The organism is Nonomuraea endophytica, from assembly GCF_014203235.1.
GTDB lineage: Bacteria > Actinomycetota > Actinomycetes > Streptosporangiales > Streptosporangiaceae > Nonomuraea > Nonomuraea endophytica.
Window position 1 is genome coordinate 387,124 of record NZ_JACHIN010000011.1, and the last position, 14,133, is coordinate 401,256.

General features: G+C 70.4%; 13 protein-coding genes and 1 pseudogene. 6 read left to right on the forward strand and 8 right to left on the reverse strand.

Features of this window, described 5'->3' with window-relative positions:
• Positions 1-71: 71 nt before the first annotated feature.
• The 3 genes from HNR40_RS36340 to HNR40_RS36350 form a co-directional block, all read right to left on the reverse strand.
• Positions 72-1,049, reverse strand: coding sequence for an LLM class flavin-dependent oxidoreductase (locus tag HNR40_RS36340; protein ID WP_221341257.1), 978 nt, complete (start codon positions 1,047-1,049; stop codon positions 72-74).
• Positions 1,050-1,364: 315 nt separating this feature from the next.
• Positions 1,365-2,927, reverse strand: a complete 1,563-nt coding sequence (locus HNR40_RS36345) for a hypothetical protein (protein ID WP_184969550.1) — start codon at positions 2,925-2,927, stop codon at positions 1,365-1,367.
• 167 nt (positions 2,928-3,094) lie between these two features.
• Positions 3,095-4,300, reverse strand: coding sequence for an MFS transporter (locus HNR40_RS36350; RefSeq protein ID WP_184969552.1), 1,206 nt, complete (start codon positions 4,298-4,300; stop codon positions 3,095-3,097).
• A 72-nt stretch (positions 4,301-4,372) separates the two neighbouring features.
• Between HNR40_RS36350 and HNR40_RS36355 the strand changes: the two genes are divergently transcribed.
• A complete protein-coding gene (locus HNR40_RS36355; protein ID WP_184969554.1) occupies positions 4,373-5,212 on the forward strand; it encodes a LysR family transcriptional regulator in 840 nt (279 codons plus the stop codon).
• Between the two features lie 2 nt (positions 5,213-5,214).
• On the opposite strand, the gene HNR40_RS36360 is transcribed toward HNR40_RS36355, so the two are convergent.
• The 3 genes and pseudogenes from HNR40_RS36360 to HNR40_RS36370 form a co-directional block, all read right to left on the reverse strand.
• The gene (locus tag HNR40_RS36360; RefSeq protein WP_221341258.1) at positions 5,215-5,841 is read right to left on the reverse strand and encodes a 2-phosphosulfolactate phosphatase; all 627 of its coding nucleotides are present in this window, start codon (positions 5,839-5,841) and stop codon (positions 5,215-5,217) included.
• Positions 5,842-5,946: 105 nt separating this feature from the next.
• The gene (locus tag HNR40_RS36365; RefSeq protein ID WP_184969558.1) at positions 5,947-6,753 is read right to left on the reverse strand and encodes a hypothetical protein; all 807 of its coding nucleotides are present in this window, start codon (positions 6,751-6,753) and stop codon (positions 5,947-5,949) included.
• Between the two features lie 115 nt (positions 6,754-6,868).
• Positions 6,869-7,890 (reverse strand): annotated as a pseudogene (locus HNR40_RS36370) (zinc-dependent alcohol dehydrogenase family protein).
• Positions 7,891-8,098: 208 nt separating this feature from the next.
• On the opposite strand from HNR40_RS36370, the gene HNR40_RS36375 reads away from it, so the two are divergent.
• The 5 genes from HNR40_RS36375 to HNR40_RS36395 all read left to right on the forward strand — a co-directional run bounded on the left by HNR40_RS36375 (position 8,099) and on the right by HNR40_RS36395 (position 12,492).
• Positions 8,099-9,040: a sulfite exporter TauE/SafE family protein gene (locus HNR40_RS36375; protein WP_184969560.1), complete on the forward strand. Its 942-nt coding sequence runs from the start codon at positions 8,099-8,101 to the stop codon at positions 9,038-9,040.
• Between the two features lie 391 nt (positions 9,041-9,431).
• Complete coding sequence (locus HNR40_RS36380; RefSeq protein ID WP_184969562.1) at positions 9,432-9,836, forward strand: RrF2 family transcriptional regulator; 405 nt, start codon at positions 9,432-9,434, stop codon at positions 9,834-9,836.
• A gap of 181 nt (positions 9,837-10,017) precedes the next feature.
• Positions 10,018-10,329 (forward strand): hypothetical protein, encoded by a 312-nt coding sequence (locus tag HNR40_RS36385; protein WP_184969564.1) that lies wholly within the window; start codon positions 10,018-10,020, stop codon positions 10,327-10,329.
• A gap of 126 nt (positions 10,330-10,455) precedes the next feature.
• Entirely contained in the window at positions 10,456-11,895 is a 1,440-nt protein-coding gene (locus HNR40_RS36390) for a Gfo/Idh/MocA family oxidoreductase (RefSeq protein ID WP_184969566.1), read from the forward strand.
• 60 nt (positions 11,896-11,955) lie between these two features.
• Positions 11,956-12,492: an inositol polyphosphate kinase family protein gene (locus HNR40_RS36395; RefSeq protein WP_184969568.1), complete on the forward strand. Its 537-nt coding sequence runs from the start codon at positions 11,956-11,958 to the stop codon at positions 12,490-12,492.
• 5 nt (positions 12,493-12,497) lie between these two features.
• On the opposite strand, the gene HNR40_RS36400 is transcribed toward HNR40_RS36395, so the two are convergent.
• A complete protein-coding gene (locus tag HNR40_RS36400) occupies positions 12,498-13,250 on the reverse strand; it encodes an AfsR/SARP family transcriptional regulator (protein WP_184969570.1) in 753 nt (250 codons plus the stop codon).
• A gap of 95 nt (positions 13,251-13,345) precedes the next feature.
• Positions 13,346-14,050: a LysR substrate-binding domain-containing protein gene (locus HNR40_RS36405; RefSeq protein ID WP_221341259.1), complete on the reverse strand. Its 705-nt coding sequence runs from the start codon at positions 14,048-14,050 to the stop codon at positions 13,346-13,348.
• Positions 14,051-14,133 lie beyond the last annotated feature (83 nt).

The window sequence follows — 14,133 nt, forward strand, 5'->3', positions numbered from 1 at the left end:
TGATTACGCGCCGAGTCTCGTCACGCGTCGAGGCCGGTCACGCGTTGAGTCTGCTCACGCGCTGAGTCTGCTCACGCGTTGAGTTCGGCGAGCCAGCCCAATTGCTCGGCGCGGTCTTCCACGGTGGGCGCGTTCAGGCCGACGATCAGCCGGGTGGCGCCCGCCTTGCGGTAGGCGGCCAGCCGCTCGCGGACCCGGTCGGGCGTACCGCACAAGGACAGGGCGTCGACAAGATCGTCGGGTACCTCCTCCATGGCCTCGCCCAGGTCACCGTCGAAGTAGGCGTCCCGCACCCGCCCCGCCGCCGGGCCGAACCCGAGGCGATGCGCGAGCCGGTTGTAGAAGTTGACGCCCCGCGTGCCCATCCCGCCCAGGTACAGCGCCAGCATCGGCCGGATCAGGTCACGCGCGTAGTCGGCGTCGTCGTCCACCATGGCCATGACCATCGGCGAGACCTCCACCTCGGCCACGTCCCGTCCGGCGCGGGCCGCCCCGGCCCGCAGGTGGGTCATGGTCTCGGCGAGGTGCTCGGGCGGGAAGTGGATCGGCAGCCACCCGTCCGCGATCTCCCCGGCCAGTTCCACCGCCTTGGGCCCCATGGCCGCCAGATGGATGGGCAACGGCTGCCGCGCCGGCGAGACGGTCATGCTCAGCGCCTTGCCCCGGCTGTCCGGCAGCGGCAGCACGATCTCCGGCCCCGCGTGCTCCACCGGCCGCCCTTCCAGCGCGGTACGCACCACAGCGACATAGTCGCGTAAGTGGGCCAGCGGCCGTGCGTACCTCTGCCCGTGCCACCCCTCGGCCACCTGCGGCCCCGACGCGCCGAGACCGAGCAGGAACCGCCCGCCCGACACCCGGTCGACCGTGGTCGCCGCCATCGCCGCCGAGATCGCGGTACGCCCGGTCACCTGGATCACGCCCGTGCCGAGGCCGATCCGCTCGGTGCCGGCCGCCAGCCAGGCCAGGGTGGTAGCCGGATCAACCCCATAACCCTCCGAAGCCCACGCCGAGTCGTAGCCGAGCCGCTCCGCCTCACGCACGAGCGCCAACTGGGCATCATGACCGGCCGCCACCGGGCCGAGAGTGCCGATACTGAATCCGAGCCGCACTGCCCGCCTCCTCGTAGGCCGATTTCGGCCTACTCTTCCGCAGAAGCCACGCCGAGACCAGAGCGCTGCCCGATAAGGGCCCACCCGCCAATCACCGAAGGGCGGGTAGGCCCCTTCGACGCCCAGGGCCGTGCAGCCCGGGTCCCTAGCGCGCCCTCCGGCACAGTGGCTCATGTGCTGCGGAGGCGTTCTGTCACCGTACGCTCACCGGACCGGCACGCACAGGCCCAGAGTGTTCATGGGTCTAGACCAGCCTTACCAGGCGAGCGCGGAAAAGGGCTCCTCGCCCTGCCAAACCCGCCGGCGAGGGAGATCCGGATCGGCCTGCCCGGCCGGCGGGTTCGCGTGGAGGTCGACGCGGTAAAGCTCGCCAGGATGTTCACCGCACGCGCGCGTCACGCCCTCAGTGCCCTGCCGGACCTCGCTCAAGACCGACACCAGCAGATAGCGGCCCGACAGGTCTGTGCTGTAGGCCATGACGACGCCGCAGCCCGAACGGAAGGCAACCCCGGCCGGCTGCTGTCGCGGGAGCCCCTTCATCGGGAGTTCCGCCGCCGGGAGTTCCTTCGCGGGGGGTTCCTTGGCCGGGAGATCTACCACGCTGATCGACTCGCCGGACGAGTCGCCGTCGCTCGTCCACATCGCCACCCGGCCGTCGGGAAGCGAGAGCGCGGAGCCGTCCATCAGCGACGCGAACGTGTGCAGCTTCCTGGCGGCCAGCAGATCGTCGCCGGGCCGGGTGACGTCCAGCGCCACGATATGGGATCTGCCACGGCCCATGACCGCGCGGTAGGCGAGGGTCTCGGCGTCCCTCCAGTGCAGGGCCAGCCCGCCGTCACTGTACGGGCCGTGCTGGGGGCCTCGGGTCGACCATTCGCGCTTCTGGCCGATCAGGCCGACCACGGTCTCGCTGATCTCGACGCTGTCATCCGGATCGGGCAGGAGTCTGGAGTAGGCGATCACGCCGGTCCCGGAGACGGCCAGGTCCATGACCCAGCCCTCCAGGTCGCCACCCACCTGGTCGCCGACGGTCGCGCCGCCGTCACCATCCATCCGGACACGGTGGACACGCGACTTCCGCTCGCCGAACGCGCCGTCGCCCTGCGTGGTGACCGCGGCCAGGTAGGCGCCCGGGGTCACGTCCCTGGCGACCGCGGTGAACTGGTAGAACTCCGGATCGGGCGCCTGGACGCGGGTCGCGCCGCCGTCGTCGAGGTCCACGACCATGAGGGTGGAGCCGGTGATCGCCAGGACGTGCCTGGGCGTCCCGTCAGAGGTACGGCTGGCCACGGGCTCAGCCGGCGCCTGCCGTACGAGGAAGACCGCGAAGGCGCCGATGGCTGTGAAGACGGCGACCAGCACGATCGGGCGCCACGGCAGGCGCGGCAGTTCCAGGGCGGCGCGCGCCCCGAACAGGACCAGCAGGGCAGGAGTGAGCGTCCAGGCGATCTGCGGCCAGGGCGTCGCCTCGAAGATGACGGGGTCGATCGAGCAGACGGCCCCCGCGGGCAGGGCGCCGACAACGTCCGCGGCCTGCAGCAGGGCGTGGTTGAGAGCGATCAGCACCACGGCCGTGCCGGTGGCGAGCCGCGGAATGCCGGACCGCCGGACACTCACCCAGCCGAGCAGCAGCGCCGTGGCGACGGCGATGGCGTTCGCGGCGGAGAGCAGGTAGCCGGGCAGGACCATCGTCCACAGCGGCCTGGCCTCGACGCCCGACCACGAGCAGAACACCGTCTGACCGTCGTCGGGCAGCCACTGCCTGACCAGGCCCGACACGACAACCAGAAAGGCCCCGAACCACCATAAGCGCGCCACTGCGTGATCCTTTCGGGATCACACCCTCCCGTCAACAAAGGTGGCCGGGCACCCTGGACCACATGATCGTGTTCGGCACAGGCGCGTCGTGACCGCGGGCAGGTCGACCGGGTGCCGACCGCCCTCGACACCGGCATGTAGCCGCTGTGGATGGCCGACCTGGGCTCTCACGTTCCGGCCCGGCTGGTGTCACGGACGGGTGCGGGTGCCGCCATCGCGGGCGATCGGCGGGAGAGCAGGTAGCCCGTCAGCGCGGTGAGCAGGCCGGCCAGGCCGGCGGCCGCGAAGCCGCCCGCCGGCATTGACACGTCGATCGCCGTCCCCACGACCGGTGCGCCGAGTGCGAACCCCGCGCTCGCGGCCGAGGCCTGCAGGCCGGTCGCCTCGCCACGTACGCTGACCGGCGCCAGCCGGCTCACCGCGTCGGAGACCGTGGAGAGGGTCGGCGCGGTGAGCAGACCGGCGCCGATCATGGCCACGCACAACCACGGCCAGTCACGGGCGAGTCCCGCCGGGATCGTCACCAGCCCGAGCAGGCCGAGCAGCAGCCAGGTGGGCATCGGACGCGGCAGCGCTCCGTACACCAGACCGCCGACGACGGACGTGACGCCGAACACGGCGACGACCACGGCGGCCCACGAGAGCTGACCGGTTGCCTGGAGGGTGGCGACGATGGCCAGGTCGACGCCGCTGAGCAGCATCGCGACGCCGAAGCCCATCGTCAGAACGGCGATCATGCGCGCGCCCAGCCACTCCCGGCGGCCGGGCCGTTCCGCCGCCTCGTCCTCTGCCTCGTCGGCGGCGCGCAGCGGCGGGTTGAGCAGGGCGATCGCCGCTCCACCGGCGACGATGACGGCGCCCAGGCCCCACGCCACCACGCCGGGCGAGATGCTCGCCGCGAAGAGGATCACCACCGCCGGGCCCACTACGTACGACAGCTCGCCCACCACCGACTCCAGCGCGAACGCCGCCTGCCGTTGCCCGGCCGTGGTCATCGCGGCGATCGCCTGCCTGGTGACCGACTGGATCGGCACCATCAGCAGACCGGCGGCGAAGGAGGCGACCAGCAAGATCACGTACGGCAGCACCGGCACGGCCAGCCAGAACACGATCTGCGGCACGATCGTGAGCACCAGCACGGTGCGCAGCCCCCGCCGGTCGATCAGACGGCCCAGCAGCGGCCCGCCCAGCGCGACACCGGCGGTGAGCGACGCCACCGCGCCGCCGGCCGCCGCGTAACTCATGTCCAGGGCGAGCACGACGTACATCGTCAGCGCCATCGCGTCGGCCGTGATCGCGGTACGGGCGAGCAGCGAGATGCCCAGCAGGGGCGACATCCCCCGCACCGCGAGCACGTGGCGAAACCTCGTCATTGATCTGACGGTAGGTCGTCGGCGAGGCTATAGGAAGTCGTTAATTCGTTGTGCCGGATATAATGAACGCTTATGGCACGCGACCTCGAGACCGCACTGCTGCGCACGTTCGTCACCGCCGTACGCGCGGGCAGCATCAGCCGCGCGGCGGCGGCGCTCGGCAACACCCAGCCCGCGCTCAGCCAGCAGTTGCGCAGGCTGGAGAGCGTCGTCGGCAGTCCGTTGCTGCACCGGTCGCCGTCCGGCGTGTGGCCGACCCGGACCGGCGAGGAGCTGCTGCCCTACGCCGAGCGCATTCTCGCGCTGTCGGCACAGGCGCTCGCCGAAACCGGACGTGCGCTCACCGGCCACTGCGGCGTCGGACTCCTGGAGGATCTCGCCGTCTCACGCCTTCCGCAGGCGCTCGCCGACCTCGCGCGGCTGCACCCCGAGGCGACGCTGGAGGTGCTGATCCTGTCCGACGCGGCGATGCGCCAGGCCTACGACACGGACCGCATCCAGCTCGTCCTCGACGAGGTGCCGGACCTTCCCTGGCCGCCGCGCTGGACCGTGCGTCTGCCGCTGGTCTGGGCGGCCGGGCCCGGCGTCGCCGTCGACGCCGATCCGCTGCCGGTGGTGCTGTTCTCCAACACCTGCGCATGGCGTACGGCGGTGCTGGAGGCGATGGAGGGCAGCGGGCGGCGCTGGAGGGTGGCGTTCGAGAGCAACAGTCTGGCCGGAGTTCTCGCCGCGCTGCGTGCCGGGCTCGGCGTCGCCGCACTGATGCCCGCCAACCTTGAACCGGCCATGGCCTGCCATGACGCCGCGTTGCCCACTTTGCCGGACGTCGAACTCGGCCTCGCCCGCCGCCCCGGCACCGAAGGCGACGCGCTCATCGACGCCGTGGAGACCGCCCTGCGGCGGATGATCTGAGCTCAGGTCCTCGCGGGGCGCAGGACCATGAGCGAACCCTCCAAGGTCGCGACCATGGCGAAGGGGAACCGGTCGAGCTCAAGACAGAGCGCGACGTCATCCGGGTGAACTCCCTGACGTACTCCCTGCGCCAGTTCGGCCGCGGCACGCGACTCGCCGGCCCGGCGAAGGTACTCACCGGCGTCCGCCCCGGCCTCGGTCACCCTCCGGGCGATGTACTGAGCACAGGCCAGGTCTTCATCGGCCCGCCCGTCCTCGCCGGTGACCACGAACGTGACGCTGTCGCTCCCCCGCGCCCGCAAGATCTCGGCCGTCGCCTCCGCCACCACGAAGCCGGCGCACAACACCAGCTCCGCCTCCTTGACCGCGAGCGCGCCGACCGTTCCCGCCGTGGTCTTCTGTACGACCGTCCGCCCGCCCAGGTCGGCGGAGCGCAGCAGACCCGGCGAGTTGACGGCGTCGAACCCGGGCGCGGCCGGGCCGTCCTTGAGCGCCACCCAATCCGGATGCCGGGCCTTGAGCGCCAAGGCCTCGTCCAGCGACTCGGCGAGAACGATCTTTTCTGCTCCCCGGGCGAAGGCCCAGGCCGCGACGGTGAAAGCACGCATGACGTCGACGACAACCGCCACGGACGGCACTTCGGCCAGATCAGGGATACCAAGGAAACGGGCGTACATTCCGGACATGTTCGCATATACCCCGGTGCCCTGAGCTCTGGCGCTGCCGTGGACGCCTTAGGAGCGTAGAGCGCCGATCTTTCTGAGCCACTGGTCGCAGTTGGCGCAGGCGGCCCTGGGCTGCCAGCGCTGCGAGGTCACCTTACCCTCCCAACTGCCGCCGGGGTGCCAGACCAGGGCGTTGAAGACCAGGGTGTTGCGCGGGATCTGGTTGACGGCGGTGACCGCCGCGGGCTGCGCGTGCAGGTACTTCTTCAGCGCGTCCACCTCGGCGCACGACTCCTGCGGCCAGTCCATCGCCTGGTGGGTGCCCTCCAGAAGCCGGGCGATGAGCGGATGGTCGGGGAAGCCGTGCTTGTCCTTGCCGCTGATGCCGGTATAGAGCTGCCCGGCGTCGCCGACGACCGCCAGGCCCGCGATGACCCGGCCGTTCTTCTTGTCCAGCGACATCATCCCGGCGGCGTTCTGCCTGCTGAGCGCCAGTGCGGTGCCGCTGGCCCGGTTCTTGGCGTCGGTGATCGCGGCCGCGTTCATGGCCTGGGCCTGGCGGTCGCTTTCGACCAGGTCCATGGCCTGCTGGTCGGCGACGTAGTAATCCCAGGCCCCGCGGTCGCTGTCGCTCGCGAGCCACTTCCCGAAGTCGTCGACGGCCGTGGCCGGGGCGCCGTTGTTGGCGAGGAAGCTCTCCATCGACCTGAGCTTCCTCTCCAGGGCCTCCATCGCGTCCTGGCTGAAGGTCGAGTGCGGCGTGTACGACTTGGCCAGCGCCGACACCTGCGTACGCCTGCGGTAGAACCAGTCCTTGATGGTCTGCGCCTTGGCGGTGGAGGCGGGGATGGGCGCGTAGAACTGGTAGGGCTCCATGGCCGGGTCCTTCCTCGAAGGAGACGCCGCCCGGGACCGTTCCAGAGCGGCGGGCCAGCTCAACGTATGCCGGGGACCGCCCGCGAAGAACCCCTTTCGCCTGTCCTGAAGTGGACTACGGGCGCAGCAGCACCTTGATGGCGCGGCGCTCGTCCATGGCCCGGTATCCCTCGGCCGCCTGGTCGAGCGGGAGGGTCAGGTCGAAGACCTTGCCGGGGTCGATCTCGCGGTTGAAGATCAGCTCGATCAGCCGGGGAAGGTACTGGCGTACCGGCGCGGGACCGCCGTGCAGGTGCACGAGGGAGAAGAACAGCTCGTCGCCCGGCAGGGCGACGTCGTGGGCGACGCCGACGTATCCGACGTGGCCGCCTGGGCGGGTGGAACGGATGGCCTGCGTCATGGACTCCTGGGTGCCGACGGCCTCGATGACGCTGTGGGCGCCGAGCCCGCCGGTGAGCTCCTTGATCCGGCCACGCCCGCGTCGCCGCGTTCGGTGACGATGTCGGTGGCGCCGAACTCCACGGCGAGCCGCCGGCGGGGCTCGTGGCGGCTCATCGCGACGACGCGCTCGGCGCCGAGCTGCCTGGCGGCGAGCACCGCGCACAGCCCGACCGCGCCGTCACCGACGACGACCACGGTCTTGCCGGGGCCCGCCTGGGCGGCGACGGCGCCGAACCAGCCGGTGCCCAGCACGTCGGAGGCGGCCAGCAGGCTCGGAACCAGGTCCGGTTCGGGCGTGGCCGGGGTGGCGACGAGGGTGCCGTCGGCGAGCGGGACGCGCGCCAGCTCGGACTGGGTGCCGATCGTGCCCATCACGATCCTGTGGACGCACCCGCTCTGGTAGCCCGACCGGCAGATCTCGCAGGTGTTGTCGCTGGCCACGAAGGACCCGACGACGAACTGGCCCGGCCGGACGGTGCTCACCTGGCTGCCGACCTCTTCGACGACGCCGACGTACTCGTGGCCCATCGGGGCGGGACCGTCCATCTTCTCGATGCCGCGGTACGGCCACAGGTCGGAGCCGCAGACACAGCTCGCCGCCAGGCGGATGATCGCGTCGGTGGGCTCGATGATCGCCGGGTCCTGGCGCTGTTCCACACGGACGTCGCCTGGGGCGTGCAGCACTACTCCACGCATGGGTGGGCTCCTTCGTGGCCGGCTTCTTCCATCCCCCTGTTTCCGCTGAGGGGCCGGGGCATCTGCGGCCGAGGAGAGGATGACCGTCTCCAGCGCGTTCCTTTGACCTGGTCGATCGGCAGTGTCCGAACCGTGACTTGACGCGGACCCTTCCCACATTCACGCTTATGTCTACTTGTTTAGTAGGAATTACCTGAAAGGGGATGTGGTGCGCGCACTCATCCTGCTCGGCCTGGTGGGATTAGCCGCCCAGCTCGTCGACGGCAGCCTGGGCATGGCCTACGGCGTCACCTCCACCACGCTTCTGCTGGCGATCGGCACCAATGCCGCCGCCGCCTCGGCAACCGTCCACCTGGCCGAGATCGGCACCACGCTGGCCTCGGGCATCTCCCACTGGCGCTTCAACAACGTCGACTGGAAGGTCGTCGCCAAGATCGGCATCCCGGGCGCGGTCGGCGCCTTCGCCGGAGCCACGTTCCTGTCGAGCCTGTCGACCGAGCTCGCCGCGCCGATCATGTCGATCATCCTGCTCAGCCTGGGCATCTACATCCTCATCCGCTTCACCGCCTACGGGCTGCCGAAGGGCAACCTGGGCAAGCCGCTGCGCAAGCGCTTCCTGGCGCCGCTCGGCCTGGTCGCCGGGTTCGTGGACGCCACCGGTGGCGGCGGCTGGGGGCCTGTCGGCACGCCCGCCATCCTGGCCAGCGGCCGCATCCCCCCGCGCAAGGTGATCGGCTCGATCGACGCCAGCGAGTTCCTGGTGGCGATCGCGGCCAGCGTCGGGTTCCTGATCGGCATCGGCTCGGAGAACATCAACTTCGCCTGGGTCGGCGTCCTGCTCCTCGGCGGCGTGATCGCCGCGCCCATCGCCGCCTGGCTGGTCCGGCACATCCCGCCGCGCATCCTGGGCTCGGCCGTCGGCGGCGTGATCATCCTGACGAACGTGCGTACCCTGCTGCGCAGCGACTGGATCGACGCCCCCGGCAACGTGCAGGCCATCGCCTACATCGTCATCGCCGTGATCTGGGTGGCCGCGATCGTCTACTCGGTACGCGAGTACCGGCGTGACAAGGAGAACGAGTCCGTCGAGGCCATCGAAGCCGAACTGCGGCAGCGCGCGGCCGAAGAAGGGGAGAAGAGCCCCGCCTGATCATGCCAGCGACGCTTCCCGGCCGTCTCGGGCCGGGATCGCGGGGCCGCCATCCCATGCGCCGGTCCCGCGCTCGGGGAAAGACCGCGGGGGCGGTGATGAGGCAGTTCGCACCGGTTGTAGCAGCCGGTTTCGTGATGACCGCGCTCGGCACGCCGAGCGCGGTCTTTCCGCTGCCCGTGAAGACGCCTCCCGGCCCGGGTACTGCTGCCGCCCGACGTTCACCAGCGCGACCCCGCTCGTGATGCGCTGACCCCCCTTGACCGCCTACGGAGTCCCGCACACCCACCCATCCCCACTCACGTCCGCACACCCAGTCAAGAACACCCCGACACCAAGGAGCCCCTTTCGTGAAGCCGAGCCATCACCCGCTCAGGCACCGGAGCGGTACATGACGCGCACCTCCGCCCGCACCCAATACGCCCTGCGAGCCATGGTCACGCTCGCCGCCGCCGACGGCCCTCTGACGGCCGGGCGCATCTCGGCCAGCCAGGACATCCCCCGCCGGTTCTGCGACAACATCCTGCTCCAGCTGCGCCGGGGCGGCCTCGTGATCAGCATGCGCGGCCCCGAGGGCGGCTACCGCCTGGCCCGCCCGCCCGAGACGATCTCCCTGGCCGACGTCATCGTGGTCGTCGAGGGCATCGACCAGGACCACGACCACTTCCCCGGCGCGGCCGCACCCCTGGCCGCCGTGTGGAGCGAGATCCGCGAGCACGAGACCAGGCTGCTCAGCGAGATCACCCTCGCCCAGATCGTCACCACCTTCCGCGGCCACAGCACCCGCGCCTCCTGACCCTCCACGTCGAGGCCGGATCGGGTGACCTCGCCTGGACGCGTGGGGTTGACGTGCCCCGAGAGGCACGTATCTTTCGCTTAGGAAAGTTTCCTAAGAATTGCCCTCCGTCGTACGCACCCGGGGTCAGGCCTGCACCGGGGCGTACGGAACCATCCGTCACCAGTACATAGGAGAGGGTATGAGAAGAACCCCGCGCGCCCTCGCGGCGACCGCGCTCGCGGTGGGAGCCATCACCGTCGCGTCGGGCGCGCTGATCCCGGCGTCGGCCCAAGCCGGTGATTGCGAATACGCCATCGGCCAGAATTCGTTCTCCGCCCGTTGCGCGACGAGCGGCCCCGCCTACCAGTACCGCGCGTATGTCCAGTGCGTCAACGGCCGCCGCGACGGCGGCTGGACGACGACCAACAGCGGCCAGTGGAGCGCGGCCAGTTGCGGTCCGTGGTGGATCGACCGGCTGAGCTACGGCCTGGACGTGCGCCCGGTCCCCTGATGTGCACACCGCGGTACCGCCTCTCGGGGCGGTACCGCCTCGCCATCCCTTGCTCTCTGACAACGGACAGTTGACACTGATCACAACCGGGGGAAAAGTGCCATCCACCCTCAGGGAGTGATCGCCGTGGCCCCTCCGAACCATCACACCCCCTCACGCCGCCGCTTACTGAAGTCCGGGATCGTCCTGGGCGCCGCCACCGGCATCGGCGGCACCACCGCGGCCGCCGACTCGACCGCCTGGGAACCCGTGCGCGACCCGCGCGAGAAGAGCATGGTCAACGTGCCGTTCGAGGGCTTCGAGAAGGTCAGGACCGGGCTCATCGGCCTCGGCAACCGGGGCGGCAGCCAGGACCTGCGGTTCGCCGCCGTCTCCACGATCACCGCCGTGTGCGACATCCGGCCGGAACGGGTCACCCGCACCATCGCCCGCATCATGGAACAGGGCTTCCAGGACGTCGAGCCGGTCGGATACTCGGCGGGCGAGGAGGACTTCCTCAAGCTCGTCCAGCGCGACGACATCGACCTGATCTACGTCGCCACCCCCTGGGAGTGGCACTATCGCCAGGCCAAGGCTGCCATGGAACACGGCAAGCACGTCGCCGTCGAGCTGCCGATCTCCCCGCACCTGGAGGAGATCTGGAACCTGGTCCGCATCTCGGAACGCACCCGCAAGCACTGCATGCTCCTGGAGAACGTCAACTACTTCCGGCCCGAGCTGCAGATGTTCAACATGGTCCGGGCGGGGCTCTTCGGCGACCTGCAACACGGTTCCGGTGGTTATGTCCACGACCTGCGCTGGCCGTACCTGTTCGGCGGGGCCTATCATCCCGAGCACTGGCGGCGGCGCTGGCAGACGCGGATGAACGCCCTGCACTACCCGATGCACGGCCTGGGTCCGGTGTCGGCGGCCATGGGCATCAACCGCGGCGACCGCTTCGACGAACTGGTCGCCGTCGCGTCCCTGCCCAAGGCGCTGGCCCTGTTCCGCGAGGAGGATCCGCGGGTGGGGCCGGACCACTCGTCGTGGCAGGACAGGCCGTACATCTCGGGTGACCGGCACACCTGCTTCGTCACCACCGCCGCCGGCCGGTTCATCCGGGTCGAGCATGACGTGAACTCCCCGCACCCGTACACCAGGGAGACCACGCTCACCGGGACCAGGGGGTCGATCGAGCTCGACAACGCCCGGGTCTACCTCGAGTCACTCGGCCACAACGACCACGCGTGGCGGACCGGCGGCGCGTACACCGGCATTCTGAAGCAGCACGACCACTGGCTGTGGCCCTTGCTGGAACGGCTGGCCGGCCAGTACGGCGGGCACGGCGGCGGCGACTTCGTCTCCATCTTCCGCCTCGTCCAGCTGATGCGGCTCGGCCTGACCCCCGACATCGACGTCTACGACTCGGCGGCGTGGTGCTCGGTGATCCCGCTCAGCCACGAGTCGCTGAAGACCGAGCGCCTGCATCCGGTCAAGGTGCCCGACTTCACCCGTGGCCGGTGGAAGGAGGCACGTCCCACGTTCGACCGCCCGCAGCCGGAGGACCCACAGCTTCAAGGCAGATGACGTCGTCACCCGCTGAGCCGACATACCTCGGACATACCGGCGATTCCTACGATCCTTCACGTGAGAAGCATTCGACGCGAGAAGGAAGACGTCATGCGCCGTATCACGGTGACCTGCGCCCTGCTGGCCGTCCTCGGCAGTGGGTTGCCACTCGCCACCGCGACGCCGGCCGTGGCCGCTGCCTGCACCAGCAAGACGCTGCACTACTACCCCGGTTCCGGGTTCGCGCCGCGTCCTCGCTACGGGGAGGTCGAGGTCAAGATGAAGATCTGCGGATCGAACCAGGACACCTGGACCGTGAGCGACGTCAACTACTGGCGCAACTCCACCGGCAAGGCCCTCGGGTTCGAGTTCGACAGCGTCCGGGTGCCCGAGGAGAGCTCGGGCACCCGGACCTACAGCGGGGTGAAGCGGCGCTACAAGGAGTGGAAGCTGAAGATCACCGCAAGCACCTGCCCCGCCAAGATCTGCACGCGTTCTTACGGATTCACCGCACGGATCGAGGTCTACATGGAGGGCAACGGCCGCTACAGGTGGAACCGGTGGAACAAGACCACCAGCAGCGCCCCGGGCGTCGTCCTGTACACGACGCGCTGAGCGATTCAGCGGCCAACCACGTCCAGAGCCGGGTCCCGTCTCAGCACTGCCTGGTGCAGGCGGCGCAGTGCCGTTCCCGGCTCGATGCCCAGTTCGTCGGCCATGACGCGGCGGATGTCCCGATACACGTCGAGCGCTTCGGACGGCCGCGACGCCCGGTAGAGGGCCAGCATCAGCTGCGCACGCGGCCGTTCCCGCAGGGGATGCGCGGTGACGTGCCCGGCCAGCATCGGCATCAGCCCGTGGTGGTCGCCGACGGCCAGGCGCAGGTCGGTGTGGTCCTCCTGGGCGGCCAGGCGTTCCTCGTCCAGGCGCGCGGCCTCGGCACGGGCCCACGGCGCCCGGATGCCCGCCATCGCCTCCCCCCGCCACAGGGTCAGAGCCCGGTGGAACAGGTCGTCGGCCGCCGCGAGGTCTCCCTGCGCCTTCGCGGTGCGCGCCCGGCGCACCAGCAGCGAGAACAGCAGCGCGTCCACGTGTTCACGGGGAACGTTGAGCTTGTATCCCCCGGAAACGGTGGCGATGCCGGCGTGCGGCGAGAGCAGGCCGCGCAGCTTCGACACCACGATCTGTAACTGCTTGGCCGCCGTCGTCGCGGTGCTCTCGCCCCAGACCTGGGCGAGCAGGTGGTCCGCGGAAACCGGCTGCCCGGCGCTCAGCGCCAACCTGGTCAGGACTCCGACCCGTCGCTCGCCGGCCAGCGGGAGCCGCGTACCGCCCGCGCTGATCTCCCAGGGTCCCAGGACGTTGATCTCCATTCCCATCAGTGCGTGCTCCCGCGACCTTTCCGTCCGCCTCTCAGTTGATTTCCACTGTAAGGACGGGGCGGCCCCGGCGATGTCCGGTGAACGCCCTACATCCGGGCCGCGCGGAGTACCCGGCGCACGGCGCCACGCAGCCACTGGTGGGCCCCGTCGGCGGTGTGGCGCGGGTGCCAGGCCATGCCGATCGCCAGTGGCGGCAGCGGCAGCGGGATCTCCAGCAGGCGCAGCCCCATGGCGTGCGCCGCGTCGCTGAGCGGTGAAGGCGGCTCGCCCGGCGGCGCGGTCGGCACCAGGCAGACCACGTCGCCCGCCGCGGCCGGCGCCATCGCCGCCAGATGTCCGGGCAGGACGGCGATGACCCGCCGGCTGAGTCCTTGCTCGGCCAGGGCCGCGTCCAGCGGGCCGGTGAAACGTCCCGTGCGGCTGACCGCCACGTGTTCGGCCGCGGCCAGCCCGGCGGGCGTCAGGATTCCGTCGGCGAGCGGGTGCCCGGCCCTGACGCCGGCCGCCATCCGCAGCGTGACCAGCTCTTCGACCCGGGTCTCCGGGTCGACGTGGTCGATGGCCCCGATCTCCAGGTCGATCCGGCCCTCGCGCAGCGCGGGGCCCGCCTCCCACTCCTCGGCCAGCACCCGCAGCGAGACGCCCGGCGCCCGGCTGCGCGCCAGTTCCAGGAGTCCCGGCGCCAGCGCCGCGCCGACCAGGTCCGAGGCCAGCACAGTGAAGGTGCGCCGCAGCGCTGCGGGGTCGATCCCGCCGCGACCATGAGGTTTTTCGGGCTGTGGCGCGATCAATGGGGAGCTGTTACTGAACGTGACGACCGGGTCGGGTGTATTGGCGCGGGTCGCGATCTTGTAACACAGTGCTCATGGCTACG

Excerpts from the sequence above, each read along its gene's own strand:
- HNR40_RS36350 (WP_184969552.1), bottom strand. The coding sequence starts at position 4,300 with ATGACGAGGTTTCGCCACGTGCTCGCGGTGCGGGGGATGTCGCCCCTG.
- HNR40_RS36385 (WP_184969564.1), top strand. The coding sequence starts at position 10,018 with ATGAGAAGAACCCCGCGCGCCCTCGCGGCGACCGCGCTCGCGGTGGGA.
- HNR40_RS36355 (WP_184969554.1), top strand. The coding sequence starts at position 4,373 with ATGGCACGCGACCTCGAGACCGCACTGCTGCGCACGTTCGTCACCGCC.
- HNR40_RS36400 (WP_184969570.1), bottom strand. The coding sequence starts at position 13,250 with ATGGAGATCAACGTCCTGGGACCCTGGGAGATCAGCGCGGGCGGTACG.
- HNR40_RS36380 (WP_184969562.1), top strand. The coding sequence starts at position 9,432 with ATGACGCGCACCTCCGCCCGCACCCAATACGCCCTGCGAGCCATGGTC.
- HNR40_RS36365 (WP_184969558.1), bottom strand. The coding sequence starts at position 6,753 with ATGGAGCCCTACCAGTTCTACGCGCCCATCCCCGCCTCCACCGCCAAG.